At 73.0% G+C, this 14780-nt stretch carries 13 protein-coding genes; 3 read left to right on the plus strand and 10 right to left on the minus strand.

The features are described from left to right. Positions 1-14: 14 nt before the first annotated feature. The 6 genes from ACFYW8_RS17215 to ACFYW8_RS17240 form a co-directional block, all read right to left on the minus strand. Complete coding sequence (locus tag ACFYW8_RS17215; RefSeq protein WP_365880004.1) at positions 15-779, minus strand: endonuclease/exonuclease/phosphatase family protein; 765 nt, start codon at positions 777-779, stop codon at positions 15-17. A 129-nt stretch (positions 780-908) separates the two neighbouring features. Beyond that, complete coding sequence (locus ACFYW8_RS17220) at positions 909-1862, minus strand: ROK family glucokinase (protein ID WP_103552096.1); 954 nt, start codon at positions 1860-1862, stop codon at positions 909-911. 54 nt (positions 1863-1916) lie between these two features. Beyond that, positions 1917-2402: a DUF5304 domain-containing protein gene (locus ACFYW8_RS17225; protein ID WP_389074976.1), complete on the minus strand. Its 486-nt coding sequence runs from the start codon at positions 2400-2402 to the stop codon at positions 1917-1919. A gap of 92 nt (positions 2403-2494) precedes the next feature. Next, positions 2495-3664 carry an ArsA family ATPase gene (locus ACFYW8_RS17230; RefSeq protein ID WP_389074981.1) on the minus strand — a complete coding sequence of 390 codons (1170 nt, stop codon included), beginning with the start codon at positions 3662-3664 and terminating at the stop codon, positions 2495-2497. 480 nt (positions 3665-4144) lie between these two features. Beyond that, positions 4145-4585 (minus strand): SRPBCC family protein, encoded by a 441-nt coding sequence (locus tag ACFYW8_RS17235; protein WP_389074985.1) that lies wholly within the window; start codon positions 4583-4585, stop codon positions 4145-4147. A gap of 124 nt (positions 4586-4709) precedes the next feature. Next, positions 4710-5507 carry a metallophosphoesterase gene (locus ACFYW8_RS17240; protein ID WP_389074989.1) on the minus strand — a complete coding sequence of 266 codons (798 nt, stop codon included), beginning with the start codon at positions 5505-5507 and terminating at the stop codon, positions 4710-4712. A 294-nt stretch (positions 5508-5801) separates the two neighbouring features. Here ACFYW8_RS17240 and ACFYW8_RS17245 point away from each other — a divergent pair, with 294 nt between their 5' ends. Beyond that, entirely contained in the window at positions 5802-7598 is a 1797-nt protein-coding gene (locus ACFYW8_RS17245; RefSeq protein WP_389074993.1) for an AMP-dependent synthetase/ligase, read from the plus strand. Between the two features lie 326 nt (positions 7599-7924). On the opposite strand, the gene ACFYW8_RS17250 is transcribed toward ACFYW8_RS17245, so the two are convergent. Beyond that, positions 7925-9067 (minus strand): glycosyltransferase family 4 protein, encoded by a 1143-nt coding sequence (locus tag ACFYW8_RS17250; RefSeq protein WP_389074998.1) that lies wholly within the window; start codon positions 9065-9067, stop codon positions 7925-7927. 143 nt (positions 9068-9210) lie between these two features. Between ACFYW8_RS17250 and ACFYW8_RS17255 the strand changes: the two genes are divergently transcribed. Next, positions 9211-10452, plus strand: coding sequence for a glycosyltransferase 87 family protein (locus ACFYW8_RS17255; RefSeq protein ID WP_389075001.1), 1242 nt, complete (start codon positions 9211-9213; stop codon positions 10450-10452). Here the strand turns inward: ACFYW8_RS17255 and ACFYW8_RS17260 are convergent. Further along, the gene (locus ACFYW8_RS17260) at positions 10413-11789 is read right to left on the minus strand and encodes an MATE family efflux transporter (protein WP_365879990.1); all 1377 of its coding nucleotides are present in this window, start codon (positions 11787-11789) and stop codon (positions 10413-10415) included. The two genes, ACFYW8_RS17255 and ACFYW8_RS17260, sit on opposite strands and share 40 nt — an antisense overlap. 102 nt (positions 11790-11891) lie before the next feature. On the opposite strand from ACFYW8_RS17260, the gene ACFYW8_RS17265 reads away from it, so the two are divergent. Further along, positions 11892-12416 (plus strand): PadR family transcriptional regulator, encoded by a 525-nt coding sequence (locus ACFYW8_RS17265; RefSeq protein WP_389075007.1) that lies wholly within the window; start codon positions 11892-11894, stop codon positions 12414-12416. Between the two features lie 13 nt (positions 12417-12429). Here the strand turns inward: ACFYW8_RS17265 and ACFYW8_RS17270 are convergent, their stop codons facing one another. Then, positions 12430-13626 (minus strand): hypothetical protein, encoded by a 1197-nt coding sequence (locus tag ACFYW8_RS17270; protein WP_389075012.1) that lies wholly within the window; start codon positions 13624-13626, stop codon positions 12430-12432. Positions 13627-13701: 75 nt separating this feature from the next. Next, entirely contained in the window at positions 13702-14724 is a 1023-nt protein-coding gene (locus ACFYW8_RS17275; RefSeq protein WP_389075017.1) for an NlpC/P60 family protein, read from the minus strand. Between the last annotated feature and the right edge of the window lie 56 nt (positions 14725-14780).

A 14780-nucleotide genomic window follows, 5' to 3' on the forward strand; every position in this document is an offset into this window, starting at 1 on the left:
CAGGACGCGGGCACTCAGGACGCGGGGACTTTGAGGGCGGCCAGCACGGGCAGGTGGTCCGTGGCCGCCCTCAGGTCCGCCCCCGTGACGCCGGGAAGGCCGAGCGGCACCCCGCAGCCGAGGACCTCGATACCGGGCGTGGCGAAGATCGCGTCGATGCGCCGGTCCGGCCCCGCGAACGTCCAGGTGTGCTCCCCGCCCCAGGGACGGGTCGCCCAGCCGTCCTGGAGTGTGCCCGCGAGACGGCGGAACGTCGGTCCTGTCGGGCGTTCGTTGAGGTCACCGCCCGCGACGGCGTGCGGGGTGCCGAGACCGGCGAGCCGGTCCAGGAGCATGCCGCTCTGCTGGTGGCGCTCGTCCTTCTGGAGCGAGAGATGGCAGCTCAGTACGCCGAGCCGGGCGCCCCCGAACCGCACGACCGCCGTGGCGAAGCCGCGCCGGTGCAGGCCGGGGGTGAGCGGGAGCAGCACGTCCTCGGTGCGCTCCACGGTGGCCCGCAGGGTGCACAGCAGGGCGGGGCCGGAGGCGGTGGCGCCGCCGGACAGGACGACCAGGCCGGAAGCGGCGGACAGACGCGCGAGCTTCTTGCGCCAGCGGAAGAAGCGCGGCGCCTCCTGGACCAGGACGAGGTCCGGTGCGCAGGCGCTGATCACACGGGCGAGCGCGGCGGTGTCGTCGCGCATCGAGCGGATGTTGTAGCTGAGCACGCGGATGACGGCCGAACCGTCGGATTCGGTACGGGACGCGGGCAGCGGACTGGCGGAGGGGCTGGTCGGCATGGCGATCAACATACGCGCTGAGAGCCTCCCGGAAGGGGAAAGCCCCAGCGTGGCCGGACCGGGATACGGCGGCGCCCGCCGTCCCGTGGGGGTGCGGCGGGCGCTGCCGTGCGACAGGATGCGCGGGCGCTACATGATCGGGTCGGGCTCCCGGGCCAGGTCCGCCGCTCCGACGAGACCCGCCTTGTTGCCCAGCTGGGCAGCGATCACATCAGCGACCGGGCGCCAGTTGCCGCCGACCAGCCAGCGCTTGTACGACTTGCGGATCGGGTCGAGGACCAGCTCGCCCTCGTCCGAGAGGCCGCCGCCGACGATGAAGGCGGACGGGTCGAAGAGCGAGGCGAGGTCGGCCAGACCCGCGCCGGCCCAGCGGGCCAGCTCGCGGTAGGAGTCCACCGCGACATGGTCGCCCTGGCGGGCCGCCATGGAGATGTGCTTGCCCTCGATGCCGTCGGGGGTGCCGTCGCCGAGGCCCAGCAGGACCTCCGCGGCCTCCGGGGTCGCGTTGGCCCGCTGCTTGGCGTAGCGGACGAGGGCGCGCCCGGAGGCGTACTGCTCCCAGCAGCCCTGCGAGCCGCAGCCGCACAGCAGACCGTCCGGCACCATCCGGATGTGGCCGAACTCGGCGGCCACGCCGAAGTGGCCGCGGCGCAGCTTGTTGCCGATGATGATGCCGCCGCCGAGACCCGTGCCCAGGGTGATGCAGATGACGTTGCGGTGGCCCTTGCCGGCGCCGAACTTGTACTCGCCCCAGGCGGCCGCGTTCGCGTCGTTCTCGACGACGACCGGCAGGCCCACGCGCCGCTCGACCTCGGCCTTGAGCGGTTCGTTGCGCCAGTCGATGTTCGGCGCGAAGTAGACCGTCGAGCGCTGGCGGTTCACGTATCCGGCGGCACCGATGCCGACACCGACGATGTCGTGACCGGCGCGCGCGCCCTCCACGGCCGAGGCGATGGCGTCCACGATTGCCTGCGGCGTGCTGGGAGTCGGCACCTTGTGCGTCGAGAGGATATTGCCTTCCTCGTCGACCACACCGGCCGCGATCTTAGTGCCGCCGATATCGACGCCGATGGTGAGTCCCATGAATCCCTCAGTTTCGGTCGAGCCCCGCTACGGCCAACCGTACCCGAGGGGCGATTAGTCCAAGTCGATGTGTTCGCCCGGACCCGGCTCGTCTTCGCGGGATCCGGTGCCGCGGGCGGTCCAGCGGCGCTCCTGGTTCTCGACGGCCGAACGGTAGGCGGCGAGCAGTTCGGAGCCCGCCGCCGCGAGGTGGTCGAAGACCTCGGGATTGCGCTCCAGTACCGGTTCGACGGCCGCCTTGGCCTGCTGCACGACCTGGCTGACCATCTGCTGGGCGGTGCCCGAGGCGACCGCGCCGAACAGCGGCGACTGGAGCCCGGAGAGCTTGTCGGCGACGGCGTCGACGAGTTTGCGCAGTTCCTCGGCGGCCGAGCCGGGCGGCGGGCCGTGCTGGGCGCGGCGGCGGGCCTTCTCCGCGGCGAGGTCCTCCGCGCAGGCCGTCGCCCAGGCGTCGGCGTCGGTGGCGTGCGTCTCCTCGACGTGCACCTCGTCGGCCGTCTCCTCCTGAGCGGCGTCGGATGTGGGGCGCTCTTCGCTCATGGCGGGACTCCTGCCTACTTTTTCGTGCCTTCGACGTTACCCGAACGGGGGTATCCCGTTCACCGTGTCCGGCGCACCGGATCACGGCTCGGTCACTTATCGCGCGGCCACAGCCCGGGATCGGGCGTGAAGCGGACGCGCAGCTCGCCCTCGCGCAGCGCCGCGCCCGCGACCGTGCAGCGGCGCAGCGCGGAGGGGAGCGGGACGATCCGGTGGAACTGGCCGACGGTGACGACGAGTTCGTCGCCCCGCCTGATGAGGTCGAGTTCGTCGCGTATCGCGCCGGGCAGCGGGATGTGCCAGACGAGCACGCCGTCCTCGGCGAGGTGGTCGGTGACGGGCCACTCGACGGGGGTGGGCGCGGTGTTGACGCCGGGCACGGGGAGCGCGACGAGGTCGTCGGTGCCGCGCGGGTCGTGACCGCGGTGCGCGACCTCGTGGACCTCGTACGTCTCCTGCCACTCGTCCAGGGCCTTGCGCTGCTGGGCCGCGAGGGCCCCCAGCCAGGCGTCGGTGGTGGCGCCGGGCAGCACCCGGTTCGCGACCAGGCCGTCGACGGGCAGGCCCCGCAGGGCGAGGGCGGTGGCGGCGGTGCGGACGGCGTCGGCGCCGGCCGGTCCGGGCTCGGCGACCAGTCGTACGGTCGTGGCGCGGTCCTCGACGACGGCCTGCACGGCGGCCAGCTCGACGTCCCAGCGACCCGCCGTCTCGTACAGCCACTCGGCGGGCATGGGCACGCCCGCGAGCCGCCCGAGGACGGGACGCAGGGCGCGGGCCGCCTGGCGCTCCGGCGGGAGCAGGCGGCGCAGATAGCGGCGGAGCTCCTCGGGCAGGGCGAGGAGGGCGAGTGCCTGGGGGGCCGGCGGAAGGTCCACGACGAGCAGTCCGTACGCCTCCGACAGCGCGGCGTCGCGCAGGGCGCGGAGCAGGGCGAGTTCCTCGGCGCCGGGGAGCGGGGTGACTTCCTCGGCGTCCAGACGGGAGGCGCCGAGCAGGTCGAGGGCGGTGGTGGCGCGCCGCTGGAAGGCGGTGAGGTCGTCGCGGAAGCGGGCGGCGGCGTCGGGGCGCCAGGCCGTGAGACCGGGGGCGACCTCCACGGGGTCAGGACCGGTGGGGACGCCGAGGACGGCACCGAGGGTGTCGGTGCGGTCGGCGGTGAGCACCAGGGTGCGGGTGCCTTCCCTCGCCGCCCGCAGAGCGGTGGCCGCGGCGACGGTGGTACGGCCGGTGCCGCCTTGGCCGGTGATCAGGATGGTGCGCATGGAGGTGAACGCTACCTGTGCGGGGGCCTCGGCGGTTTTCGGGTTCCGGTCCGGTGGGTGGGTCGGGGCCGCGCCGGTACGTCCGCCCGCATCCGAACGGATCCCAGCGGCGTCGCGAAGTGGGCGTGGGTGCCGATCCGTCCGGCCTGCGGGCATTTGATGTACCAGCACGTCCCCTCCCGCCGGATCCCGGCTGCGGGTGCGTCGTGGTGGCCCTTCCGGCCCCGGCCGGGGAAAGTTCAGCCCCTCCCGCCCACCGTTCGGGCACGGGAAGGCTTCAGCCCTCCGGCGTCAGAGGAGCGGGGTCCGGGGTGGCGCCCCAGGCGCGGGAAGGGCAGGGGCGGCGGGGCGGAAGAAGGTTGTGGCTCCGGCGGGCGCCTCGTGGGGCTCGCCAGGGTCGTCGTCGCCCGGGATGCGGGGCGCGTCGCGAGGGCTCGCCGGCCTGACGCCCCGGGGTGTGGGGCGGGCGCACGCGGGTGGCTAGACCGTTTCCTCGACGCGCTTCTTCAGGCCTGCGAGCGCGCGGTCGATGATGACCTTCTCGGCCTTGCGCTTGATCATGCCGAGCATGGGGATCTTGACGTCGACGGTCAGCCGGTAGGTGACCTCGGTGGCGCCCTCGCCCGCGGGCTTGAGGAGGTACGAGCCGTCCAGGGAGCGGAGCATCTGGGACTTGACCAGGGTCCAGGAGACCTCGTGATCGCCGGTCCAGGTGTAACCGAGGGTCTGGTCGTCCTTGATGGCGCCGGCGTCCATGACGAGGCGGACCTGTTCGGCGCGGCCCTTCTCGTCCGTCCCGAGCACCTGTGCCTCCTTCACCTCACCCGTCCAGTCCGGGTAGCGGGCGAAGTCGGCGATCACCGCCATGACGTCAGCCGGTGCCGCCTCGATCGTGATGCTCGAACTGGTGTGTTCCGCCATCGCGGTGGCTCCTCCAGATGAGGTCCGGTGAGGGAGGGTGGTGCGCACGTGTGTGCAGCGTGAAGGCTACCCCGCACCGCCGCGGGCGCCGTCACCCCACCTGGCGTTCACCGCGGCCTCCGGCTCACCACTCCAGCGCCCAGGGCCGGCCCGACCCGGCGAAGTGCCCCACATTCACGCATTCCGTCGCCCCGACGCGCATCCGGCGGACGAGGGGCTGATGTACGTGGCCGAAGAGCGCGTAACGGGGGCGCGTGCGCCGGATCGCGTCCAGCAGGGCACGGGATCCGCGCTCGAAGCGGCGCGCCACGGTGTCGTACACCAGCTCCGGCACCTCGGGCGGAATGTGCGTGCACAGCACGTCGACCTCGCCCACCGCCTCGATCTTGGCCGCGTACTCCTCGTCACTGATCTCGTACGGCGTCCGCATCGGTGTCCGCAGTCCGCCGCCGACGAAACCGAAGACGCGGCCGCCGATCTCGACCCGCTCGCCGTCGAGGACGGTGGTGCCGGGCCCGGCGTACTCCTGCCACAGGGTCGGCATGTCGACATTGCCGTAGGTCGCGTACGTCGGTGTCGGGAACGCGGCGAACATCTCGGCGTACTGCTTGCGCACCGCCTTCTCGATCGCGGCGGCCCGGTCGGTGCCGATGCCCGCCCACAGCCGGGCGCCGAACGCGCGCGCCTCCTCGAAGCGGCGGGCCGTGCGCAGCTCGACGATGCGGTCGGCGTTCTCCACTCCGAACAGGTCCGGGAAGATGCCGCGCGCGTGGTCGGCGTAGTCGAGGAAGAGGACCAGGTCACCGAGGCAGATCAGGGCGTCGGCGCCGTCGCCGGCCCGGGCCAGGTCGCGGGCGTTGCCGTGCACGTCACTGACCACATGAATGCGCGTCCTCGGACGGCCGACCGGTGTGAATGCCATGACGATCAAGCGTAGGCCTGTGCGGCAGACGTGAACAGAGGCGGCCGGACCTGCGATTACTGGCTAGTCGGGAAGGGCGTGGACTACTGTGCGCGAAGGAACGCCAACACGTGTGACGCATAGAACATCTCGCCGGGACCCCCTGTCGAAGAAGCCATACCGGCGGGTAACGTCCGGGCAGTCCAGTCGTACTCAGGATTTCAACAAGCGATCTTGAGTACCTGCCCGAGCCTTGGACCGCACCGGCGCGTCACACAGAGTCGTGGCGTCGGCGCCCTATGAGGAGCAGCAGTCTTGCGCGAGTTCAGCCTTCCGGCTTTGTACGAGGTCCCTGCGGACGGAAATCTCACCGACATCGTCCGCAGAAACGCCGCGCAGCATCCCGACGTAGCCGTGATCGCCCGCAAGGTGGGCGGATCTTGGACGGACGTCAGCGCCACCACCTTCCTCGCCGAGGTGCGGGCCGCGGCCAAGGGCCTGATCGCCTCGGGCGTGCGGCCCGGCGACCGGGTCGCCCTGATGTCCCGTACCCGCTACGAGTGGACGCTGCTCGACTTCGCGATCTGGAGCGCGGGCGCCGTCACCGTGCCGGTGTACGAGACCAGCTCAGCCGAGCAGGTGGCGTGGATCCTCGGCGACTCGGGCGCGACCGCCTGCATCGTGGAGCTGCCGTCGCACGCGGCCTCCGTGGAGTCGGTGCGCGACGGGTTGCCCGCGCTGAAGGACGTCTGGCAGATCGAGGCCGGCGGCGTCGAGGAGCTGGGACGCCTCGGCAAGGACGTCAGCGACGCCACCGTCGAGGAGCGCGGCTCGCTCGCCAAGGCGGACGACCCGGCGACCATCGTCTACACCTCCGGGACCACCGGCCGGCCCAAGGGCTGCGTCCTCACCCACCGCGCCTTCTTCGCGGAGTGCGGCAACATCGTGGAGCGGCTGCGCCCGCTGTTCCGCACGGGCGAGTGCTCCGTCCTGCTCTTCCTCCCGCTCGCGCACGTCTTCGGGCGACTCGTGCAGGTCGCGCCGATGATGGCACCGATCAAGCTGGGCTGCGTCCCGGACATCAAGAACCTCACCGACGAGCTGGCCGCGTTCCGGCCGACGCTGATCCTCGGTGTGCCGCGCGTCTTCGAGAAGGTCTACAACTCGGCGCGCGCCAAGGCGCAGGCGGACGGCAAGGGCAAGATCTTCGACAAGGCGGCGGACACGGCGATCGCGTACAGCCGCGCGCTGGACACCCCCGCGGGCCCGTCGCTCGGTCTGAAGATCAAGTACAAGACGTTCGACAAGCTCGTCTACAGCAAGCTGCGCGCGGTCCTCGGCGGGCGCGGCGAGTACGCGATCTCGGGCGGCGCCCCGCTGGGTGAGCGGCTCGGCCACTTCTTCCGCGGCATCGGCTTCACGGTCCTGGAGGGCTACGGCCTCACCGAGTCGTGCGCGGCCACCGCCTTCAACCCGTGGGACCGTACGAAGATCGGCACGGTCGGCCAGCCGCTGCCCGGCTCCGTGATCCGCATCGCGGACGACGGCGAGGTGCTGCTGCACGGCGAGCACCTGTTCCAGGGGTACTGGAACAACGAGGCCGCCACCGCCGAGGCGCTCGCCGACGGCTGGTTCCACACCGGTGACATCGGCACCCTCGACGAGGACGGCTACCTGCGCATCACCGGCCGCAAGAAGGAGATCATCGTCACCGCGGGCGGCAAGAACGTCGCCCCGGCCGTGATCGAGGACCGTATCCGCGCGCACGCGCTGGTCGCGGAGTGCATGGTGGTCGGCGACGGACGTCCGTTCGTGGGCGCGCTGGTCACGGTCGACGAGGAGTTCCTGGCCCGCTGGGCCGAGGAGCACGGGAAGCCGGCCGGCTCGACCGCGGCGTCGCTGCGCGAGGACGCGGACCTGATCGCCGCCATCCAGGACGCGATCGACGACGGCAACGCGGCGGTGTCCAAGGCGGAGTCGGTACGCAAGTTCCGCATCCTCGCCCACCAGTTCACCGAGGAGTCGGGGCACCTCACGCCGTCCCTGAAGCTGAAGCGCAACGTGGTCGCGAAGGACTACGCGAACGAGATCGAGGCACTTTACCGGGGCTGATGCCCGAGCGACCGGGTTCTGCCCCGGCCGGGAACAGACGGCTCGGCCCCCTCCGGTGGAGGGGGCCGAGCCGTTTTCCGTCCCGGGTTCGTTCGCCTTCGGCCGCGGGGTGGGGGGTCCGGCTCCCGCCCCGGGGAGGGTCCACTACCGCCGTAGGGGTTCCGGCTCCCGCCGTAGGGGGTCCGGCTCCCGCCGTAGGGGGTGGGGTTCATCCCGGGCGGGAGGTGTGTCGTGGTTGCTCGCGCAGTTCCCCGCGCCCCTACGGGCGCGGTCCCGCAGGCGCCGGAAGTCGGCGAGCGGCGCTCCGGTAGGCGCGCCCGGTGACGCTAGAGCAGCTCCCGCAGCCGCTCCGCCAAGAGGTCCCAGCGCCATTTCTCCTCGACCCAGGCGCGTCCCCGCTCGCCCATCCGGCGGCGCAGTTCGGAGTCGCCGAGCAGGGTGACGATACGGTCGGCGGCCTCCTCCGCGGAGCCGCCGCGTACGACCCAGCCCGTCTCGCCGTCGAGCACGGCGTCGGGCGCGCCGCCCGAGTCACCGGCGACCACCGGAAGGCCCGTCGCCGACGCCTCCAGGTACACGATGCCGAGCCCCTCCACGTCGAGCCCGCCCCTGCGGGTCCGGCACGGCATCGCGAAGACGTCGCCGGCCCCGTAGTGCGCGGGCAGCTCCGACCAGGGCACCGCCCCGGTGAACCGGACCGAGCCGGCGACACCGGTGTCGTGCGCGAGCCTCCGCAGCTCCTTCTCGTACGGGCCGCCGCCGACGATCAGGAGCACCGCGTCCGGCTCCTTGGCCAGGATCCGCGGCATCGCGAGCACGAGGGTGTCCTGGCCCTTGCGCGGCACCAGGCGGGAGACACAGACGACGACCGGCCGGTCGGAGAGGCCGAGCCGGGCCCGCACCTCCTCGCCGCCCGAGCCGGGGTGGAAGGTCCGCTCGTCGACGCCGGGCGGCAGCTGGACCATGCGCGCGGCCGCCTCGGGGGTCAGCGCGGCGGCGATCCGCGAGCGCGTGTACTCGCCGAGGTAGGTGATCGTGTCGGTGGACTCGCCGATCCGGCGCAGCAGCGTGCGGGCGGCGGGCAGCTGGGCCCAGCCGGCCTCGTGGCCGTGGGTGGTCGCCACGACGCGGGTCGCGCCCGCCTTGCGCAGCGCCGGGGCCATCAGACCGAGCGGTGCCGCCGCCCCGAACCACACCGACGTACAGCCGTGTTCGCGCAGCAGGCCGACCGCCCGCCGGGTGGCGCCCGGTGTCGGCAGCAGCATGGTCGTGCGGTCCCGTACGACGGTGAAGGGCTGCTCGGCGTCGAACGCGGCGGTCGCCTCGGCGCCCTCGCGGCCGCGCTTCCACGTCGAGGCGTGGACGACGAATTGCCCGGGGTCCAGGCGCAGCGCCATGTTGTGCAGAAAGGCCTGGATGCCGCCGGGGCGGGGCGGGAAGTCGTTCGTCACGATCAGGGTCTTGTGCATCGTGTTCGACACTATCGAACCTATACTCACAGCTCCGCACGGCCGCGCTCGACGGCTCGCACACAGACCGGCGCGTCACCCTGGGTCCGCGAAGAGCACGGCGGCGACACACATCGTTACCGGACGAAGAGGGCCAGGTGGGCATGACGGGGGCACGGAGCACGAGGTTCCCGTTCGGCGTGGCCGCGCTGCTGGGAACCTGGGGCCTGACCAGGCTGATGCTGCTCCTCTTCGTGGCCAAGGTGTACGTGTTCCCCGGTCCGGACGTCACCAGTGACGTCGCCGTGATCTACCACGGCTGGTACGACGTCTTGCGGCACGGCACCTTCCCGCTGAACGACGTGACCTGGCAGTATCCGCCGGCCGCCGCCCTCGCGATCCTCTCCCCCGGTCTGCTGCCGTTCCTCGACTACCCGCACGCCTTCTTCGTGCTGGCCTTCGTCGCCGACCTGGTGGTGTTCGGGCTGCTCCTGTACGCGGGCTCGCGCTCCGGCAAGACGCGGCGCGGGGCCTGGGTGTGGATGATCGGGGTTCCGCTGCTCGGGCCGACCGTGTACGCCCGCTACGACGTGATGGTGACGGCCGTCGCGGTCGCCGCGCTGCTCGCCGGAGCCCGCCGTCCCCGGGTGATGGGGGTGCTCACGGGCATCGGCGCGATGGTGAAGGTGTGGCCGTTGCTGCTGCTGCTCGGCGCCGTGCGCCGCCGGGCCTGGGTCTCGGCCGCGGCGACGGTGGCCGGGATCGCCGCGTTGTTCTGGGCGACGATGCCGGGCGCGTTCGGCTTCCTGACCGCCCAGCGCGACCGCGGCACCGAGGTGGAGTCGCTCGGCTCCCTCGTCTTCCACGTGGCCCGGCACCACGGCTGGAACGGGCGGGTGCTGCTCAACTACGGCTCGGTGGAGTTCGTGGGCCCCTACGTCGACCTGGTGAGCACGGCGGCCCTGTTCCTTAGCGCGCTCGCCTTCGGCTGGCTGCTGCTGTGGCGGCTGTGCGCCAAGCGGTTCCTGCCGCACACGCTCGCCGACGCCGCGTTCGTCGGCGTCCTGATGTTCACCGCCACCAGCCGGGTCATCAGCCCGCAGTACCTGGTGTGGCTGGTCGGTGTCGCGGCCGTCTGTCTGTGCTTTCGCGCGAGCCGGATGACGGTGCCCGCCTGCCTGGTCCTGATCGCGTGCCTCGTGACGGTGCTGGAGTTCCCCACCTGGTTCGGGGACGTCGTGGGCAGCACCACGCTCGGCGTCACTCTGCTCGTCGTCCGCAACGGCCTGCTGGTGATCGCGGCACTGCTCGCCGCCCGGCAGCTGTGGCGGAGCACGGTCTCCGAGCCGGCGCCGGCGCTCCCCGCTCAGGCGGCCCGCACCAAGGAGACCCTGGCGTCCTCCTGACGCCGGATCCGCCGGGTCCACAGCCACAGGGCGGCGCACTGCACCGTCATGGACAGCGCGAGGGCCAGGCAGACACCCGGCAGCCCCAGTCCGGACAGGGCGAGGGCAACGGGGAGCTGGACCGCCGTGCCGGTCAGCGTCACCCGCAGCAGCACCGGCGCTCCCCCACTGCCCTCGAACACGCCGCCGAGGGCGATGAAGCAGGCCATCAGCAGCAGGTAGGGGCCGACGCAGCGCAGGAACAGCACGCCGTCGTGGGCGACGGCGGGGCCGGCGCCGAAGGCCCGCATGATCCAGGGCGCCAGGGCGCACAGGAGCCCCGCGGCGAGCAGGCCGACGGTCCCCGAGACCAGGACGGCCTGCCGCCCTATGGCGCCCCGCTCGTCGCGGCCCGCGCCCCGGGTGTGCGCGGTGTGGATGGAGGCGGCCTGCCGGACCGAGTAGAACGCCATGGTGGCGATGTACATGACTTTGTACGCGATCGCGTAGGCCGCCACCGCCGTCGTCCCCAGGCGGGCCACGATCGCGACCAGCGCCAGGGCGCCGCCCTGCCGCACCGTGAAGTCGGCGGACATGGGCAGACCGGTGCCGAGGGTGCGGCGCAACGCGGCACCGGTGGTCTCGGCGGGTATCGCGGTCGCGGCCTCGGACAGCAGCGTGTTCCGGCGCAGGGCGCGCAGGCCGACGACGAGGGTCACCGAGCGGCACAGGACGGTCGAGAGGGCGGCGCCCCGGACGCCGTAGGCGTGGATCAGGAACGGGTCGAGGCCGAGGATCAGGCCGTTGGCCAGCAGGGCCAGGCGCATCGGGGTGCGGGTGTCGCCGGTGCCCTTCAGGATGCCGTCGACGAGGGTCTGCGCGAAGAACACGGCGATCCCGGGCAGCGAGACGGCGAAGTACTGGACGGCGAGGGTCAGCGCGCGTCCGTCGCCGCCGAGCACCAGCCGGGCCAGCGGCTCGCGCAGCAGGTAGCCGCCGAGGGCGGTCACCGGTGTGACCGCGGCGCACAGCGCCCAGCCGCCGCGTACGGCCGCCCGGACCGCGCCCGGGTCGCGGGCGCCGCGGGCGTGCGCGACCAGGACTGTGGTGCCGGAGGCGAAGACCAGGGCCACGCCGAGCAGCACGTTCTCGGTGTTCGTGGCGACGGCGACGGCGGCCACGGCGTCGCCCCCGAGCCGGGAGACCCAGACGGTGTTGATGACTCCCGCGGCGACGGAGGCGAGCAGCGAGAGATAGACGGGGTGGGCGAGCGCTATGAGCTGTTTGCGATGGGCGTTCACACGGCCTCCCTCGATACGAGCTATCTCGAATCGAGATAGCTCGATAAGAGGTACCATGGCCGTCCGGACCGCACAAGCACCGGGATCGCCGGGCACGGACGCCCCGCACGCTCGGGGTGCGCCGGGACCGCGATGACCCACGAGTGAGGAGCCGGCCGGATGCTGGAGCTGTCGATCCTGGGCTTTCTGTACGAGGAGCCCCTGCACGGCTACGAGCTGAAGGAGCGCATCAAGGCCCTCAGCGGCCATGTCCGCCCGGTCAGCGACGGCTCCCTCTATCCGGCGATCACCCGCCTGGTCGCCGCGGGCGTGCTCGACCAGCACACCGAGCCCGGCAGCAGCGCGGCCCCTCGGCGCGTCCTGGCGCTCACCGACAAGGGCCGTGAGGGCCTCCTGGAGCGGCTGCGCCACCCCAAGCAGACCGAGATCACCGACCAGGTCCGCTTCAACGCCCTGCTGGCCTTCCTGCGCCACCTGGACGACCCCCGCGAGCAGGCCGCGGTGCTGCGCCGCCGCCTGGAGTTCCTTCAGACCCCGGCGAGCTTCTTCTACCGGGACGGCCGGCCCGTGCGCGCGGAGGAGGCCGACGACCTGTTCCGGCAGGGCATGCTGCGGGTGGCGCGGGCGACCGGTGAAGCCGAGCGGGCCTGGCTCGCGGAGGCCATCCACCGGCTCGATGGGTGAACAGCCCTGCGCGTCAGTGGAGTTGGTCCCTGAGGTACTGCCGCCACAGCTGGGTGAACCGCTCCGGCGTCGTCTGCAGCACGTCCCGCAGCGCGCCCTCGACCGCTCCCGCCCGCTCCCGGTGGTCGCCCACCGCCCGGTAGAAGTCGTTCAGCCGGACCTCGCCCCAGTGGTCGGCGATCAGCCGGCAGGCCATCCAGCCGCCCTCGTAGGCCCGCGCCAGCCGGCCCGGGTCCGAGGCGAACCCGAAGTCCCCGTCGTCGGGCAGCGCGGCCGGAACCTGGCCCCCGGCCACGGCGCGCTCCAGCTCCGGCGCGACCTGCCCCGGCGCCCGCCCGCTGCCGCGGTAGCCGGCCCAGTCCGCGTACCCCTCGGAGAGCCACAGCGGGGTGGCGGCCGTGGTGTGGGCGCGCGTGGCGACATGCGTGGTCTCGTGGGTGAGCACGACCTGCTTGCCGAGGTCGCCGAGGACGCCGTACGCGTCCGGGTTGACGATGATCCGGTCCGCGGGCGCCTTCGCCGAACCTCCCGCCTCCCCGGTGGTGACCGCCGCGATCCCCCGGTACCCGGAAGCCGGAGCGCCGAGCAGCCCCGCCATCCCCTCCAGCGACTTCGGTACGAGGACGACGACGTGCCGCGCCCAGTCCGTGCCCCAGGCCTCCGACACGGCGGGCACGGCACGGTCCGCGAGATCCGCGAAGGAACGCAGGCGCTCGCCGGGCTGCCCGACCCCGAGGACGAGGCTGCGCTCACCCCGTACGGCCGTCACGGCTCCCTGGTCCCAGAGCTGGGCGCCGCCCTTGCCCGCGGGCTCGTCGGAGGTGACGCGCCAGGTTCCACCGGCGCGGGTCAGCCGCAGGGTGCGGTCCGCCTCGACCGGCGCGGTGTCGTAGCCCTCGACGCGATAGCGCAGTTCGGCGTCGGCGGTGGCCCGGTCGCCGGAGCGGCGCAGATCGGTCAGACGGTAGGACCAGCCCGCGAGCGGCACGTCGCGCAGGTTCGCGAGGCCGGTTCCGGCGCCGGCCGCCGCCCCGGTCGCCCGGAACGCCGCCTCGTCCCGGTCCAGGACCGCGCTCGCCCGCCGGTCGAGGACCCGCTGCACCTCGGCCGCCGCCCTGTCCGACGGCGCCCGGCCGCCGCAGCCGACGAGCACGGCGAGCAGCAGCACCAGGGAGAGACCCGCTCGCGACGCACACCTTCGACCAGCCATCCTCCCGATCGTACGGGGCCCGCGCCCGCCCGCAGGACCGCGCGGGGGCCCGCCCGGCGCCGGCCGCGCGCCCCGTCAGACCCGGGTGACGGACGAGATCGGCATCATCCCGACCGGGTCGTAGCGCACCGGGGCACCGGGGTAGGGCGCGTGGATCACCTGGCCGTTGCCCACGTACATCCCGACATGGCCGGCGTCGGACCGGTAGGTGACCAGGTCACCGGGCCGCGCCTGGGAGAGCGGCACCTGACGTCCGGCGTACCGCTGGGCCTGCGAGGTGCGCGGCAGACCGACCCCGGCGTGCGCGTACGCCCACTGCATGAGGCCCGAACAGTCGAAGCCGCCGGGCCCGTTGGCGCCCCACACATAGGGGCGGCCGAGCGCCGAACGGGCCGCGGCGACGGCGGCGGCCGCGCGCGACGAGGACGCGACGTTGTCACCCAGGCCGGGCAGATCTGCACGCGCCGAGCGCGACGCCCGGCCGTAGGCGGCGCGCTCGGCGTACGGCAGCGAGTCCAGCAGCTGCCGCGCCCTGGCCAGTTTGCCCTCGATCACCCGCTTGTTCCGGGCGACGACCGTGCGGCTGCGCTCCAGTTCGGCGAGTTTCCCGTCGGCCTCCTCGCGAACCTGGGCGAGGTCGCGCAGGGCCAGCCGGAGGTCCTTGAGTTCGCCGGCCTGGCGGGTGCTGATCCGGTCGAGCGCGGAGGCCTTGTCGAGATAGTCGTCCGGGCTGTCGGAGAAGAGCAGCGCGAGGGAGGGGTCGAGGGCGCCGGAGCGGTACTGCGCCCCGGCGAGCGAACCCACCGCGTCCCGCATGGTGTTGACGCGCTCCTGCTGCCGGGCGATCTCGTCCTGTGCCGTGCCGATCTGCTCGCGCAGCGCGTCGCCGCGCTCGTCGGCCTCGTCGTACGCCTCGGTGGCCTGCTCCGCCTGGGCGTAGAGGCGGTCCACCTCGGCCCGGGTGTCGTCCCGCGGTGCCGCGGAGGCGGGCAGGGCGCCGAGTGCGGCGGCCGCCGCGGACATCACGCAGGCGGCGACGCCGAAGGCGCCGGCGCCCCGGTCGAAGCCGGTCGGTACAAGGCGGCGATGGAACCCCACGGGTGGCCGCTCTCCCTTCCGCTGACGGTCCCCCGCCGTCGGGGGATCGCGCCAGA

This window comes from Streptomyces sp. NPDC002742, from assembly GCF_042888885.1.
Classification (GTDB): domain Bacteria; phylum Actinomycetota; class Actinomycetes; order Streptomycetales; family Streptomycetaceae; genus Streptomyces.